Below are 15,291 nucleotides of genomic sequence, written 5' to 3'. Positions count from 1 at the left end.
TACCAACAGTTACTTATTATCACAATATACTGACTTTTTTATTTTTCACCAGATACTTGCAGGTGCAATTCTACCTTTTTACCAATAAACCATAATATAAGCATAATAAATATCACAACAGCTGTCTTTATCGGTGCTCGAATAAAGGACAATAAATCATAGCCAATATAACTGATGGTAAAGATCATTACCATTTTTCCTGCAAGTAGGGCTAAAAAGAATTGAAAAAATTTAATTTTCGATAGTCCTGCCACGACATTTATCAGGAATGATGGGGTAAAAGGAAAGCATAGCATTAGAAAAATCGGACCAAACCCATGCCTTTCCACCCAAGACATTGTTCTTCTGATTTTTTCTTTTTTCAGCCATTTTTGAATCCAATGATATCTTTTTACTTTTTGCACCAGATAATAGACCACACATGCTCCAAAGACGGAGCCTGCCCAGGAAATGAGAAAGCCAAGCCATAGTCCAAAGGCAGCAGCATTTGCCATGACAATTACAATTAACGGCAGGAATGGCAAAAAAGCCTCGAGCACGACTAACAAAAATCCACTAATAGGACCAAATGATTCATATTCATGTAAAAAATCTAACAAGTTTTCTAATGTTAATAACTCTTTCATCAGCTCAATAAAATCCATTATTGCCATTCTCCACTTCTTTTCATGATGTACTCTCTATTGTACTAGTTATTCCTTTTTTATCCTAATACATAACATCATTTTTTGCACGTGGACAACTGTTTTCATACATTTTTTCAAAAATCTCTATGCTTTTATAAAAGAGGATGCAGTAGTCTTCGCCTTCTTCTAGAGACCAACAAATGGAGAGCGTGCTATGAGCAAAACCATATGCGAGTAACCTTTTTACATCTAAGTTTAATCTTTTGACTAAAAGTTGTATTCTGTTTTCTAATATCGGCTGTAACTCTGCTTCTTGAGGCAATTTGTTTAATAGAAGCTGAATGGTGTCATATTCTCTTTCCCCTACGAGCCCTTTTGGATCTATGGCTGTCCAGTTGTCCCCTTTTAAGATATTGTAATGATGCAAATCACCGTGAAGGATGTACCGTTGCTTGTTATCTGAGAGTAAGCTCTTAAACACCTGCAACGCTTTTTGAAGAGTAGCTGCAGAAATAGGTCCTTTACCTTTGGGATGCCTGTTGAGAAACCTTTGCAGACTTTGTTGCCTTTCTTCTATTTGGGGTAAGGTTGAGGTTTTTGTATCTTTTACCCACAACGATTGCATGATATCAGCTGCAATCTCCATCGCCACATTTCCATCCTCTAATTCTGCTAACGTATATCCTGGCGTTAGACGTTCTAAGATTAGAATCCCTCTTTCAGGCTCCATATCAACAACCCTCACCATGCTTCTTCCCGCAAAATACTGCAAGGCTTCTACCTCAGAGTAAAATTCATCATGAACAACAGCAAGCTTTACTACTACCTCTCGCCCACTGTCCGTTTGTGCAGGTGCGACAAAATTATAGGAAAGCTCAAAGGGAGGTTGAATAGCTAATTTCCACTTCTCTTCAATATAGCGAAGCAGTTCCTCAAACTGTTCAAGCCACAACTTACCTTTGTTTTTATGTACGTTGATAATTGTTTTTTTAAACGTTTCAGAAAGGGAGATGAGATGCCTGTTTTTATTCATCTCGTTGGGTAAATGCCCATCTGTGTCCATCAAGATCCTCCAATTCAAACTGAATGTCTCCCCATGGTCTTGTAACAGGTCCCTCTAAAGGAAGGTTATTATTTTGGTGATCTACTGGAAGTAAGCCTTTTTCCTTTACAGTGTTGAATAAAGAATAAACATCACTAACAGCCGCATGGACCTCTGTTAATCCTGCGTTTGTTTCTTCAGCCGGATGCAGCATCACTAAGCCCTCTCCAAGCTTAAACCAGAACATTCCCTCATAGCCGTGTGAAAGGGTAAAACCTGCTTTTTCATACCAGTCTTTTGACGCTTCGGTATCTTTGCAAAATAATACAATGTGATCCATTCTCTTGATCATGTTTAGTCCTCCTAATCTTAATCGAAAGAGGCCCTCCCTTGAAGAAAGGACCGCTTTCTAATAGAATTTTTTATTGTAAATAGTCAACAAACCAATTTTTGATATGATCTAAACGGTGAATGCGTAAAGCAGGGTCGCCGCTTCTGGATAGTTCATGATTCGCACCAGGGAATCTTACAAGTTTCGTCGTTTTTCCTTGCTGCTTTAAGGCTATAAACAGCTGCTCTGCTTGTTCTACAGGACAACGATAATCTCTCTCTCCATGAAGAATTAACAGTGGAGTTTCAATATTCCCGACATATTTTATCGGCGAATGCTCCCAAAGCTTTTCGACCTTATCCCCCATATCTCCGCCAACTTCCCATTCGGAGAAGTAGTAACCAATATCACTCACTCCGTAGAAACTAAGCCAGTTTGAAATGGAACGCTGTGTGACAGCTGCTTTAAAGCGATTGGTGTGACCGACCACCCAGTTTGTCATAAAGCCGCCATAGCTTCCCCCAGTAATGCCGAGATTCGTTTCATCGATAAAGTCAAACGTCTCCAGTGCATAATCCATCGCACTCATCACATCCAGGTAATCCTTACCACCATAATCTCCACGTACCGCATCAACAAATGCTTGCCCATAACCATGACTTCCTCGTGGGTTTGTAAAAATAACCACAAAACCTTGGGCGGTTAATGTTTGGAATTCATGAAAATAGGAGTTAGCATACATTGCATGTGGACCGCCATGCACTTCGAGAATGGTAGGGTATTTCTTTCCTTCCTCAAATCCGATTGGCTTCATGACCCACCCATGTAGATCCCAACCATCCTTTGCCTTATAGCGGATTGGTTCTGCTACACTTAATTCCACTTCCTCTTTCCAAGCTGTATTCACGTTTGTTAGCTTATTCTTTGTTTGTGCTTTGAAATCCAAATGATAAAGCTCACCAGGGTCTGTGGAAGAGCTAATTCCAACAATTGCTTCATGGCTTGAGGTAAGCATACTTACTGCATAAACATGCTCATCTGGCAAGTGAACTGGGTACATGCCCCCGTCTAAGCCACCATAATAAATGCCAGTTCCTCCCTGATCACTCATTAAGAAATAAAAGCCTTCACTATCCTCTGTCCACATGAGGCCTGGGTTAACATTTCCGGAATGGAAGTCCCCAATTGCTACATCTCCAACCTCCACATCAAGGTTCTCTGTTAAGCAATGTGTCTCTCCACTGGCTACTTCTGTCACCCATACACGCGTTAAGGTCGCACTCAAGAACTCTTTTTCATGACCAAGATACCCAAGATATTTGCCATCTGGTGAGAATGAAAGAGTGGAAAAGAAGCCCTTGCTGCCTGTTATTTTTTTCTGTTCCTTTGTTTCAAGGTTCATCACAAATACATCGGAAACGAGTGAAACATCTGGGTTTTCTTCCAGATTGGCAACAAATGCAATGCTTTTTCCGTCTGGAGCCCAAACAGCACTACCGTAATCTCTATCTCCGTTGGTTAACAAACTTACCTCTTTTGTTTGTAAATCCAGCACAGCAAGATGGTCGTTCTTTTCATCCAGAAAGCCTTTTGCATCGGATTTATAACGCATTTTTTCCACAACTAACGGCTCTGGCTTTTTCTTTTTCTCTTCTTTTTCTCCTGCACCCTTTAAATCTGCCTCACTTTCGACAGAAGTGCCAAAAAGAAGCTTGGTTCCACATGGAGACCATACCGGTCCTCTTGCTCCATGTTTGCAGAAAGTTACCTGCTCCGCTTCGCCTCCACCAACAGACATGACGAACACTTGATTTTTTTTCGTTCTGTTTGAGACAAAAGCTAGCTTGCTACCGTCTGGGGACCACCTTGGACTCGTTGCTCTTCCTTTGCCGGCAGTATAAGGGACCTTATTTCCCTCTAAATCACCAACAAAAATAGTGGATTCATACTCATTTTCTTCTTCATTTATTGTTGTTTGAACAAAGGCATATTTCCTTGACTGCTTATCCCACTGTGGATCTGTTACAGATACAAGCTTAAATAAATCGTTTGAATTTACTTTTCTTTTTGTCATATGTATCTCCCTCCCAAGTTAATATTTCGACAAATGAAATAATTTCCCTTTTGAAACATGCGAAAAAGCTCGAATTTTTTTTCGAGCAAAATTTCCTTGCATATTTTTAAAGATTTAGGATAAAATAAATACGAACAGATGTTCTATTTAAGAGACTCTTAAAACTACGCTGTTAATTTGCGCAAATGACTCGGCGTTCAGCGTAGACTCGTGCTGGAATGAAGCGATAGACTCGAGACCCACAGGCGTAGCCGAGGAGGCTCTCAACTTGCCCCGCTACAATCAACAGCTAGGAAATTCTTAAAATCAACATTCATCTTTAACAAAGACATTTTAAAAAGGAGGAAGAGACTGTGACACGTTTATCTAAAGAGCAAATTTTTCTGTTTGAGCAGGCAATATATCTTCCTTTGCTATTAATTGTGCTAGAAAGAGACACCAGCATTATTAAACAAAGCAATATAAAATTGAAAGAGCCCTATTTGACGCTAATAGATGGAGCAATGCGCAACATTCAGCTGCAATTGAAACAAATCAAAGCAGACATGAAAAAGCAACAAATGAAGTTGCATAAGTTAAAACAGGATGAGTCCTTTACCATGTACGCCTTTCTTTTTAACGGCTACGAAGAACATCATAACTATTTTAATCCTAGAATCAGAAATAAGGTGAACGAGCTATTAATGAAATACATCTTACACGACGAAAAACAGATTGCTAATGAAAAATAGGCAAGGTCACCTCCGTGGCTTGTGTTCGTAAGGAGACATGAAGTTGATTGTTTTCATTCACCCCTGCGTAGAATACGTCTTTCTCATGGATAATGTCCTGACGTAATAATTCTTCCTTTAGCCATGCTTCTGACAGCTTTAAAAAAGTTAAGGCTTCCTTCTGAATTCTTCCATCAATAATAACTGCAATCTCTAAAGCCGTTTTTGTAGGAGGAAGCTTGAAATCCTCCAGCTTCACCGTGTCTTTTCCTGGTTTTAATTGAACAGACAGCTCACCATTGGCTTCAACGAGAGCAAAGTGAACATCTTCAGCCCGAAAAATTCCCTTTTCTCTGAGCATTTGCAAAATATTATCAATGGAATAGCTGATTTTTTTCATATTCTGAAGATGAAATTGCCCGTCATACATCACCATGGTAGGTTCAAAGGATAAAAATCTTCCAACACGATGATTTTTTATTTTCCACCACGCAATCAGCTTTTGTAGTAACGCAATGGCTATGACTGCTGCAACCGTCGGCAGATGATTCACACTTGGCTCTGCGATATCTGCACCTACCACAGATCCAAGTGTCAGAATGACCAAAAAGTCAAAAACCGGAAGTTCCCCGATTGATCGTTTTCCCATAAATAATGTCACCAAAAGCATAATAGGCAGAATGGTTCCAACCCGAAAAAGCACCTTTAATACATCAACTATCAAATCCATATGCTTTCCTCCTGCTTGTTTTTATTAGCGTAATTCAAATGAGGAAAGATATACCTAAAAAATGAAACGCCCTCCGAATTGGATAGGTGCTTAAAATCAGTCTTCCTCTACCTTCTGGCACGATACACAAATCGTGGTGCGCCAACAAGGCTTTGATTCATAGAGTGACGTTTCCTGCTTACACGCTGCTGCAGCTTCGATCGCACAACAGATGTACGGTATACTTGAGTTTCAAAGGAGGTTTTGGAAACAGGAATTTCAACAGAAGTGTTATTTGGGAAAGTGACATGTGTGTTGGCTGAAGGAGTGGAGTTGTATTCATAGGCATAATGGAGAGAGACCCAGATACAATTCTCATTTGTAGGTGATGCTGTAGGAAAAAAGAAGATGTCATTCATTTGATCGATCACAATAGGGGGCTTATGTGTATATCCAGAAACGGTTTTTGTTCCCTGCTTTCTTCCTTCAAAACTTGAACAATAAAACTTACAACTATTTTCAATAATCTTTATTGGGGAAAGCGAAACATATATCTCCTGCTCTTCTTCTAAGACTTTAGCAAACAGTTTCCCCTCCCATTCAAATGGAAAAATCACCATCGTAAATTCATTGATTTCATACTCAGCTCGAAAATTCTTCAAATTAATCACCCATCCTCCCTTGGCTCGCTGTCACAATGGTGACAAAATAACCAAATATTTGTCTATTTATGTATATTCTCCCAAAACTTTGTAGGCTTGTAAAGAGTTTTGTAATATTTTAAATATTTTAAATATTTGTTGATTTTTATCCCAATCCTCAATATACTATTAAAAAGACTCGAGGTGGGAGCTCATGAAAAATGAGAAGTCTTATACGGAATTAATGAAATCCCGTAAGATGAACAAAAAAGTGTCCGTTGAAGCCTATATGATGAATGTGTACGTTCAGATGATCATTGATGAGTCTTATTTTCACTATCAAAAAAACCTGTTGCAAAGAAAAATTGATGACGCCCTTGATTCAAACGATGCGGTATTATTTCAACACCTCTCCATTAGGTATAAAAAATTTATGGCAGAATGGGGCGCTTAGAAAATTTTCAACAAAAAAGAGAAGAGCTACGATGGCTCTTCTCTTCTTCTATTTATCAGCTTTTTTGATAAAATTGCTCATCCTCTGTTGATCCCTTTAAGGCAGTAGTGGAAGAAGTTCCACCAGATACTAGCTTTGCAACTTCATCAAAGTATCCTGTACCAACCTCACGCTGATGACGTGTAGCTGTGTATCCATGCTGCTCACTATTAAACTCTGCTTGTTGAAGCTCAGAATATGCTCCCATCCCTCTATCACGATACCCTCTTGCAAGCTCGAACATGCCATGGTTTAATGCATGGAACCCAGCAAGTGTCACGAACTGGAACTTATAGCCGAATTGAGCAATCTGCTGTTGGAAGGTCTCAATGGTCGCATCATCAAGCTTTGCCTTCCAATTAAAGGATGGCGAACAATTATAAGCTAACAGCTTTCCAGGGAATTTTTCATGAATCGCCTCTGCAAAGGCTCTCGCCTGCTCAAGGTTCGGTTCTGAAGTTTCACACCAAATTAAATCAGCATAAGGCGCATACGCTAGACCCCTTGCAATTGCTTGATCAATGCCAGCTCGTGTACGGTAAAACCCTTCAGCCGTGCGCTCTCCTGTTAAAAATTGTTGATCATTAAAATCAATATCACTTGTAATCAAGTCTGCCGCATCCGCATCTGTTCTAGCAATTAATACAGTCGGTGTTCCCATGACATCTGCTGCTAACCTTGCAGAAACTAAATTCTTCACTGCCGTTTGTGTAGGTAGTAACACTTTCCCACCTAAATGTCCGCATTTTTTCTCTGAGGATAATTGATCTTCAAAATGCACACCAGATGCACCAGATTCAATCATTCCTTTCATTAATTCAAACACATTTAATTGCCCGCCAAACCCTGCCTCTGCATCTGCCACTATTGGCGCAAAATAATCAACATCCTCTTTCCCTTCCATATGCTGAATTTGATCAGCCCTTTGAAGCGCTTGATTGATCCGTTTAACAACATGTGGCACACTGTTAGCAGGATAGAGACTTTGATCGGGATACATATGTCCAGATAGATTGGCATCTGCAGCAACCTGCCAGCCGCTTAAGTAAATTGCTTTTAACCCCGCTTTTACCTGTTGAATCGCTTGGTTCCCTGTTAAAGCTCCCAGTGCATGAACATAATCCTGTTGATGTAGGAGGTCCCACAGCTTATTTGCACCTCTTTTGGCCAAGGTATGTTCGATGTCAATGCTTCCTCGTAACCTGATAACCTCTTCCGCCGAATAGGGACGCTCCACTCCATTCCAACGCTGATCCATCGCCCAATTTTCTTCTAATTTTGCAATTCGTTCTTCTCTGTTCATCTTCTCTTCCTCCTTTAAATGTTTGGTTATCTATTAATCTTCTAGCAACTCGTATGCCGGAAGTGTTAAAAATTCAACAAACTCGTCATTGTCGATTAGTTCCTCAAACAACACGACTGCCTTATCAAGGGTTCCTTCTTTAAATCGCCCCTGCTTCCCTTTTTCTAAAATTGCTTGTTTTTCTTGTTGAATATAGCCTTTTACAAGATCTAGGGTAATAGGAATGCCATCCTCAAGCTGTGCATCTTTATGCCGCACCCATTGCCATACTTGAGTTCTTGAGATTTCAGCAGTAGCTGCGTCCTCCATAAGATGAAATATAGGAACCGCACCACTACCATCTAACCAGGCTGCGATGTACTCCATGCCAACATGGATGTTTTTCCTTAATCCTTCCTCTGTAATCGTACCCTCTGGTAGTTGAACAAGCGCTTCTGCATCAACAACAACATCATCTCGCAATCTATGAAGCTGGTTCTTTCCCTCCATGAACTCATTAAAGACGTCTAACGCAACGGGAACTAAGGAAGGATGAGCGACCCAAGTTCCATCATGTCCATCTTTTACTTCCCGTAGCTTATCCTCACGCACTTTCCCAAACGCTACTTTATTTGCTTGCGCATCATTTTTCACAGGAATTTGTGCAGCCATTCCACCAATGGCGAACGCGCCACGCTTATGACATGTTTTAATGACAAGCTGTGTATAGGCTCTCATAAATGGTACTGTCATCGTCACTTGCGTTCTCTCTGGTAAAAGAAACGAAGGATTGTTACGGAATTTTTTAATATAGCTAAAAATATAATCCCAACGTCCACAGTTAAGGCCCGCCGCATGCTCCTTTAACTCATAGAGGATTTCCTCCATCTCAAACGCTGCGGTTATGGTTTCGATAAGTACCGTTGCTTTGATGCTTCCCTGTCCGATGCCAAGTTCATTTTGCGCATATACAAACACATCATTCCAGAGCCTCGCTTCTTCATGACATTCGAGCTTTGGAAGATAAAAATATGGTCCACTGTCATTTTGCAAAAGCTGTCTTGCATTGTGGAAAAAATAAAGTCCAAAATCGAAAAGGCTAGCCGAAACTGGCTCTTGATTCACTAGAACATGTCGCTCCTCTAAGTGCCATCCTCTAGGTCTGACTAGGAGCGTTGCTATTTGCTCATTTAGCTTGTATTCCTTGCCATTCTCTGCAATAAAGTCGATGGCTCTTCGGTTGGCATCTCTTAAATTAATTTGACCTTCTATCATGTTGGACCACGTTGGAGAAGATGCATCCTCAAAATCAGCCATAAATACTTTTGCACCGGAGTTAAGGGCGTGGATAATCATTTTCCGATCCACAGGACCTGTGATTTCCACTCTCCTATCTAGCAAGTCGTGAGGGATATTGCCAACCTTCCAATCACATTCTCTAATTTCTTTTGTGTGAGGGAGAAAATCTAGCTTCATCCCCTGATCGATTTTATATTGCCGTTCTTTTCTTGCATCAAGAAGCTCTCTTCTACGTTGGTCGAACGTGATGTGCAATTTTTCAATAAACGCGAGCGCTTCCTGTGTTAGTACAGTTTCATAGCCATTTTTCAGCTTGCCTGTGACGCCAATACTTGGTGTGTCTGTATTCAAGGTTATTACACTCCCTTTCTTGTTATGAAACAGTTAATATATTTGTATTGTATTATATAACAGAGTGTTCATAATAAAAAGAGGTTTTTTAAAAATATTTTGAATTTTTTTTTGGAACAGGAGAATGAGGAGAAATTAGAGGTCATAAACGAGCACAACTCGGACAAAAATGAACTCATGAAACAAAAGGAGAGCTTGCGCAAGTGCATATCGGACAAAATTAAACTCATGAAGCAAAAAATGGTCTTGAGCAAGCCCATATCGGACAAGATTGAACTCATGAAGCAAAAAAATGGTCTTGAGCAAGCGTATATCGGACAAAATGGAACTCTTGAAGCAAAAATAGGTCTTGAGCGAGCATATATCGGACAAAATTAAACTCATGAAGCAAAAAATGGTCTTGAGCAAGCCCAAATCGGACAAAATTAAACTCATGAAGCAAAAATAGGTCTTGAGCGAGCATATATCGGACAAAATTAAACTCATGAAGCAAAAATTGGTCTTGAGCAAGCCCATATCGGACAAAATTAAACTCATGAAGCAAAAATTGGTCTTGAGCAAGCCCATATCGGACAAAATGGAACCCAAGAAGCAAAAAGTGGTCTTGACCAGCAACAACTTTTTCATCATTTATGCCATTTCAAGCAATATAAAGTTCATTCGACACTCAGCGACAAACCTCCCCCCACACACAAATAGAATCCGCACCTCTAACAATAAAAAACCGGCCTCACACAAGAGACCGGTTCCCTACTAGAGTAACTAAGCTCATGTGCTTAGTTGCCCTCCTCCGAATGTTTTTCCAAATAAGAGATTCTATCCGTCATCGGAGGGTGCGTGTAACGTAACAGCTTCACTAACAAAGGTGGATTCACCTCACTTAAACTTGACCTGGTGATCTCCTGAAAAGCAACAATGGCTGCTTCAGGTTCCTGCGTGAGCTCCAGTGCGTATACATCCGCCGTGTGCTCCTGGTGTCGAGACACCGCATTAACAACAGGACTTGCCACAAACAGCACCAGCGAGACAAGGAGCATGAGTAACGGCAGGGACGCAATCTCCCCCAAACTTCGTACACGTAGCCGCTGCCCATATCTCCCAATCACCCATGTTGCACACCTCTTCACTAAATAAAACGCAAAAAAGGAAAACAAAATGTAGCCTGAAAGTCCAACAATAATATGGTGCATCACATAATGTCCCATCTCGTGAGCCATGATGAACAAAATTCCGTCATCATCAAGTCGTGTTAACAGCGTATCCCATAGGACAATCCTTGAATTACCGCCAACCCCCGTTACATAAGCATTGATGCTATTCGTTTTTTCAGACATATTGACTTCATATACCCTATCAGCAGGAATGTCTGATTCTGCAGCAAGCCCAAGTATTTTGCTCTCTAACTCTTTATCCTGCAGCTCTGTGAAATCATTGTACAATGGATCAATAACTACTGGTTGAAGGTACATCATTAAGAAAATAAATGGAATAAACAAGAGCCAGGAATAGACCCACCACCACTTTTTAAACTTGTTTATCAGAAAGAAAACAACGAGAACAACGAGCCACATCAGCAACAATCCTTCCCAGAAACCAACAAGCTGATCTCGCATCCAACCAGAGAAGGATTGTACGGTGATGTTATACTGCACAGAAAAGAAATACCGAACATAACTAAAAGGAAAGTGAACTAAAGTTACGAACAAGGTGAGCCAAAATAAATAAATCCCCGCTTGAAGCGACGTATATTTCGTGATTTTTTCGGCCCAGCTTTGGATTGCTCTAGAGCCGCCTAACAATAACAACAGAAAATAAAAAATCCATTCCAGTGGCAGCATCAAAAAGTAAAACGTGTTTCGGATTTTTGAATACTCATTCACCAACACTAGTTCCTCTTGTCTTAGAAAGGTGTTGGGATCTGCCTTTGTACCAGCTAACTCAGAGGGAATACTTGTATCCGACCAAATCCATATGTACCCTAGCATCATAAGTGCATAGATGAAGTAAACCGCTATTGTCCAACCTACCGTTTTTTTCATGTTCACTTCTCCTCGTCCATTCTGTATCCTGCTTTATTTTATGGGACTTAAAAGAAATATATTAATATTCTTGAAAAAAGCCCGCCAATCTAAACCGGCCGGCTTCACAAAAAATTATCCAACAATCCATGAGTACACACTTAAAGCCGCAATTGCGCTAATCACAACAACAATTACGTTTGCACCAAGATACGCAACAATAGCCGCTACAGCTGCCCCAATGACTCCATACATAATGTCTTCATTGATTAAGAATATCCCAGGAACAATCAATGCACCCAACGTGGCATAGGGAACATTTTTCAATACAGCCTGCACAAAGGGTGGCAGCTCTTTACCTTGAAACATTACAAACGGAATCAGCCTCGGGATATACGTCACCACAGCCATTCCAATGATCATGATTAAAATCGTACTATTCATTTATCCGCTCCCCCTTTGTCCATTTTTGAAAAACTACCTCAACGCCAATCGCACTGAAGATTGTTGCCAACACAATCGACCAGCCCGCTGCCACACCAAGGACCAAAGAAAAAACTGAATTCAAAATGGCAGCAACACTTGCTAACACCACGACTTTCCGGTGCTTCTTTAACGACGGCATCAATAGCCCAACAAACATGGCATATAATGCCACACCCATGCTTTCCTGAAGCGAAGAGGGTAAGCTGCTTCCGATAACATGGCCAATACCAGAGCTAATTACCCAGCTGGAGTAGGCAATGAAAATAACGCCAAACATATAGCCCGTTTTCAAAGAGCCTTCTTTTGTTGCAGCCACCGAAAACGTTTCATCAGTAATTCCAAAAGAAAAGAGCGATTTTTTCCAAAGACTATCCTCCTCCACTTTTTCATTAAGCGAGGCACTCATTAAAAAATGACGGATATTTAAAATAAACGTCGTCATAACAATTTCGAAAACGCCTGACCCAAGAACAATCATATTTAACGACATATACTGTGCTGCGCCTGCGAAAACTAACAAGCTCATTAGCACCGTTTCGGAAACGGATAAACCCGCTGATTTAGCCAATAACCCAAATGTTATGGCAATTGGAATATAGCCAATTGCAATACTCACTCCTGCTTGTAAACCGTTACGAAACGAAGAAGGTTTTCCTGCTGCGATGGTGGTTGCCACTTTGCATTTCTCCTATTCCTTTAATTTAATTACTAGTAAATATACTAGTAGATTAATAGAGATGTAAAGGAAATTTCGAAATTCGAAAAAAACAGCCCACAATCGTGGACTGTTTTTCTATTTCCCTCTAAATAGTGGTGCTCTCTTTTCCCCAAAGGCAATAAGGGCTTCCACTCTATCTTCTGTCGGGATAATTACTTCATATGCTTTTCGTTCCATTTGCAGTCCGGTTTGCAGGTCCACTCCCATACCTTGGCGGATCGCGAATTTTGCTTGTTGCACAGCAAGTGGACCGTTCTTCATCATTTCATGGGCAAGCTCTACCGCACCATCCAACACTTGTGATGCACTCTCTACAAGTCTTGTAACAAGTCCAAAGCGATTCGCTTCTTCTCCTGTGAACCTTCTGGCCGTCAAAATCAGTTCCATCGCCTTTGCCTCGCCAATAATTCTCGGGAGACGTTGTGTTCCGCCAGCACCTGGTATGATCGCAAGGCTAGTTTCTGTTAATCCCATTTTCGCCTCAGAATAAGTTACTCTGAAATCACATGCTAATAACAGCTCCATTCCCCCTCCAAATGCATAGCCATTAATGGCAGCAATGGTAGGCTGTGGAAGGTCTGCAATCCGGTTAAATACATCACCAATTTTATAGACATTTCGCCTTACTTGTTGCTCTGAAAGTGTTTTTCTTTCCTTCAAGTCGGCTCCTACACTAAAGGCTTTATCGCCTGCTGCAGTGAAAATAACAACCCTCACATCTGGATTGGTGCGTAATTCTTCTACTACATTTCCTAGTTCAACAAGCATATCGTAATTAAATGCATTCATCGCATCCGGTCTGTTTAAGGTAACGATAGCTAGATGGTCTTTTACTTCTGTTAAAATATGTGTCAATTTTTGTCCCTCCTAGATTGTTAGCGGTTACAAATTTCGCTATTTTATACATTCTCTAGTGAGAGCAAAATTCCTTTAAACCGTAAGTTTTTCTTTTAAGGCTCTTCGTAAAATTTTCCCAGTGGTGTTTTTTGGCAATTCCTCTAAAAACTCAATGGAGGCCGGTACTTTGTATTTGGCGAGTCGCTCTGCACAATAGGAAATTAAACTTTCTTCTGAGACAGTGGTATTTGTGACCACAAAACACTTCACACTTTCGCCAAACTGCGGATCAGGTAATCCAATGACTGCCACTTCCACGACATTTTCGTGGCTATATAATATTTCTTCGATTTCTCGAGGATAGACATTATAGCCACCAACAATAATCATATCCTTTTTACGGTCGACAATGTAAAAATATCCGTCCTCATCCATTTTCGCTAAGTCTCCTGTGTACAACCAACCGTCTCTAATAGCAGCCGCAGTTTCTTCTGGCAATTTGTAGTAGCCTTTCATCACGTTTGGACCTCTGACCACCAGCTCTCCCACTTCTCCTGGTGGAAGCTCCTCGCCAAGCTCATTGACCACCTTGTTTTCGATATTCACAATACTAGTACCAATCGAGCCTGCTTTTCTCGGTCTGTCTAATGGATTAAAGCAAGTCACTGGAGACGCTTCAGATAGACCAAATCCCTCGGAAATAATAACATTGAACTTCTTCTCAAAGCTTTCTAAAAGTGCGACAGGCATAGATGCTCCGCCTGAAATACATAAACGTAATGATTTAAAGTTTTCCTTCTCACCTGGAGCCTGAAACAAGAAGTTGTACATTGTCGGCACACCGGCAAACACCGTTGCTTCGTATGTATGAACCACCTCGAAAATGGCCTGTGGAGTAAAACGCGGTACAATAATCACTGTCGCACCATTCATAAGCGGAGCATTTAAAGCAACCGTCAAGCAGAACACATGGAACATTGGCAGTGTTGCAACCACTTTATCCTGATCATTCATTTTTAAGAAATCCGCAGAGTCTTTGGCATTACGATACAAATTTTTATGTGTCAACATCGCACCCTTAGGCTTTCCTGTTGTACCAGAAGTGTATAGTATCACTGCCACATCGTCGTCTTCTAATAGAGGACCTTCGTAATTAAAACTTCCGGACGCCATAATCCCTGTAAACGATTTCAATTTTGCGTAAATCGATAGTTGCTCCACAGGATACTTCTTCGCCTTCTCCTTGCCATCAGGCGTTTCACAAATAATGTAATGCTCTGTTTCTGTCAAATGAGGGTGTAGCTTTTCAAATAGTGGAACAAGTAAATCCAATGTGATGATTGCTTTCACATCACTGTCTTTTAAAATATACGTTAGCTCATCTGGAGTGTAGATCGGATTAATCGGTACCACGGTTGCACCTAACCTGGCAGCACCATAAAGTCCAATTACAAAGTAAGGGGAATTTCCTACAACCAGTCCAATATGATCTCCTTGTTTTATACCAAGCTTTTCTAATCCACTTGCAAAAGCGTTAATTGCAGCATTTAGTTCCGCGTACGTCTTAGTATCCCCTTCAAAAATATACGCTGCTTTCATCGGATTGGTTTTTGCTGTTTGTGCCAATTGTGATGAGATATTCAATTAATACATCTCCCCTCTTAAATTGAATGA

16 protein-coding genes are annotated in these 15,291 nt (G+C 40.6%); 3 read left to right on the top strand and 13 right to left on the bottom strand.

Annotated elements, in window-relative coordinates:
- Positions 1 to 38: 38 nt before the first annotated feature.
- From FIU87_RS06365 to FIU87_RS06350, 4 genes are all read right to left on the bottom strand, one after another.
- Positions 39 to 644 carry a TVP38/TMEM64 family protein gene (locus FIU87_RS06365; protein WP_152443803.1) on the bottom strand — a complete coding sequence of 202 codons (606 nt, stop codon included), beginning with the start codon at positions 642 to 644 and terminating at the stop codon, positions 39 to 41.
- 64 nt (positions 645 to 708) lie between these two features.
- Positions 709 to 1,689 carry an aminoglycoside phosphotransferase family protein gene (locus tag FIU87_RS06360; RefSeq protein ID WP_152443802.1) on the bottom strand — a complete coding sequence of 327 codons (981 nt, stop codon included), beginning with the start codon at positions 1,687 to 1,689 and terminating at the stop codon, positions 709 to 711.
- Positions 1,652 to 2,020, bottom strand: a complete 369-nt coding sequence (locus FIU87_RS06355; RefSeq protein WP_152443801.1) for a VOC family protein — start codon at positions 2,018 to 2,020, stop codon at positions 1,652 to 1,654. Before FIU87_RS06355 ends, FIU87_RS06360 begins: the two co-directional genes overlap by 38 nt.
- Positions 2,021 to 2,090: 70 nt before the next feature.
- Complete coding sequence (locus FIU87_RS06350; protein WP_152443800.1) at positions 2,091 to 4,073, bottom strand: S9 family peptidase; 1,983 nt, start codon at positions 4,071 to 4,073, stop codon at positions 2,091 to 2,093.
- Between the two features lie 353 nt (positions 4,074 to 4,426).
- Between FIU87_RS06350 and FIU87_RS06345 the strand changes: the two genes are divergently transcribed.
- Positions 4,427 to 4,804 carry a YhjD family protein gene (locus tag FIU87_RS06345; RefSeq protein ID WP_152443799.1) on the top strand — a complete coding sequence of 126 codons (378 nt, stop codon included), beginning with the start codon at positions 4,427 to 4,429 and terminating at the stop codon, positions 4,802 to 4,804.
- Here FIU87_RS06345 and FIU87_RS06340 read toward each other — a convergent pair.
- Positions 4,791 to 5,513 carry a DUF421 domain-containing protein gene (locus tag FIU87_RS06340; RefSeq protein ID WP_152443798.1) on the bottom strand — a complete coding sequence of 241 codons (723 nt, stop codon included), beginning with the start codon at positions 5,511 to 5,513 and terminating at the stop codon, positions 4,791 to 4,793. The two genes, FIU87_RS06345 and FIU87_RS06340, sit on opposite strands and share 14 nt — an antisense overlap.
- A 107-nt stretch (positions 5,514 to 5,620) precedes the next feature.
- On the bottom strand, positions 5,621 to 6,163 hold the full coding sequence (locus tag FIU87_RS06335) for a competence protein ComK (protein ID WP_152443797.1): 543 nt from the start codon (positions 6,161 to 6,163) through the stop codon (positions 5,621 to 5,623).
- A 184-nt stretch (positions 6,164 to 6,347) separates the two neighbouring features.
- Here FIU87_RS06335 and FIU87_RS06330 point away from each other — a divergent pair, with 184 nt between their 5' ends.
- Positions 6,348 to 6,587 carry an IDEAL domain-containing protein gene (locus FIU87_RS06330; RefSeq protein WP_152443796.1) on the top strand — a complete coding sequence of 80 codons (240 nt, stop codon included), beginning with the start codon at positions 6,348 to 6,350 and terminating at the stop codon, positions 6,585 to 6,587.
- A 55-nt stretch (positions 6,588 to 6,642) separates the two neighbouring features.
- On the opposite strand, the gene aceA is transcribed toward FIU87_RS06330, so the two are convergent.
- The gene (gene aceA / locus FIU87_RS06325) at positions 6,643 to 7,929 is read right to left on the bottom strand and encodes an isocitrate lyase (RefSeq protein WP_152443795.1); all 1,287 of its coding nucleotides are present in this window, start codon (positions 7,927 to 7,929) and stop codon (positions 6,643 to 6,645) included.
- 33 nt (positions 7,930 to 7,962) lie between these two features.
- Positions 7,963 to 9,558, bottom strand: a complete 1,596-nt coding sequence (aceB, locus tag FIU87_RS06320; RefSeq protein WP_152443794.1) for a malate synthase A — start codon at positions 9,556 to 9,558, stop codon at positions 7,963 to 7,965.
- Between the two features lie 228 nt (positions 9,559 to 9,786).
- Between aceB and FIU87_RS20965 the strand changes: the two genes are divergently transcribed.
- Entirely contained in the window at positions 9,787 to 9,936 is a 150-nt protein-coding gene (locus tag FIU87_RS20965) for a hypothetical protein (protein WP_172970974.1), read from the top strand.
- A 398-nt stretch (positions 9,937 to 10,334) separates the two neighbouring features.
- Here FIU87_RS20965 and FIU87_RS06310 read toward each other — a convergent pair whose 3' ends face one another.
- From FIU87_RS06310 to FIU87_RS06290, 5 genes are all read right to left on the bottom strand, one after another.
- Entirely contained in the window at positions 10,335 to 11,597 is a 1,263-nt protein-coding gene (locus FIU87_RS06310; protein WP_152443792.1) for a M48 family metallopeptidase, read from the bottom strand.
- Positions 11,598 to 11,711: 114 nt separating this feature from the next.
- Positions 11,712 to 12,020: an AzlD domain-containing protein gene (locus tag FIU87_RS06305; RefSeq protein WP_152443791.1), complete on the bottom strand. Its 309-nt coding sequence runs from the start codon at positions 12,018 to 12,020 to the stop codon at positions 11,712 to 11,714.
- Positions 12,013 to 12,738, bottom strand: a complete 726-nt coding sequence (locus tag FIU87_RS06300; protein WP_152443790.1) for an AzlC family ABC transporter permease — start codon at positions 12,736 to 12,738, stop codon at positions 12,013 to 12,015. Before FIU87_RS06300 ends, FIU87_RS06305 begins: the two co-directional genes overlap by 8 nt.
- Positions 12,739 to 12,855: 117 nt before the next feature.
- Positions 12,856 to 13,635 (bottom strand): enoyl-CoA hydratase-related protein, encoded by a 780-nt coding sequence (locus FIU87_RS06295; RefSeq protein WP_152443789.1) that lies wholly within the window; start codon positions 13,633 to 13,635, stop codon positions 12,856 to 12,858.
- A gap of 75 nt (positions 13,636 to 13,710) precedes the next feature.
- Positions 13,711 to 15,261 carry a fatty acid--CoA ligase family protein gene (locus FIU87_RS06290; protein ID WP_152443788.1) on the bottom strand — a complete coding sequence of 517 codons (1,551 nt, stop codon included), beginning with the start codon at positions 15,259 to 15,261 and terminating at the stop codon, positions 13,711 to 13,713.
- Positions 15,262 to 15,291: the final 30 nt, after the last annotated feature.

It is taken from the genome of Bacillus sp. THAF10 (assembly GCF_009363695.1).
Lineage (GTDB): Bacteria > Bacillota > Bacilli > Bacillales > Bacillaceae_I > Sutcliffiella_A.
This window is presented reverse-complemented; position numbering and strand designations above follow the sequence as displayed.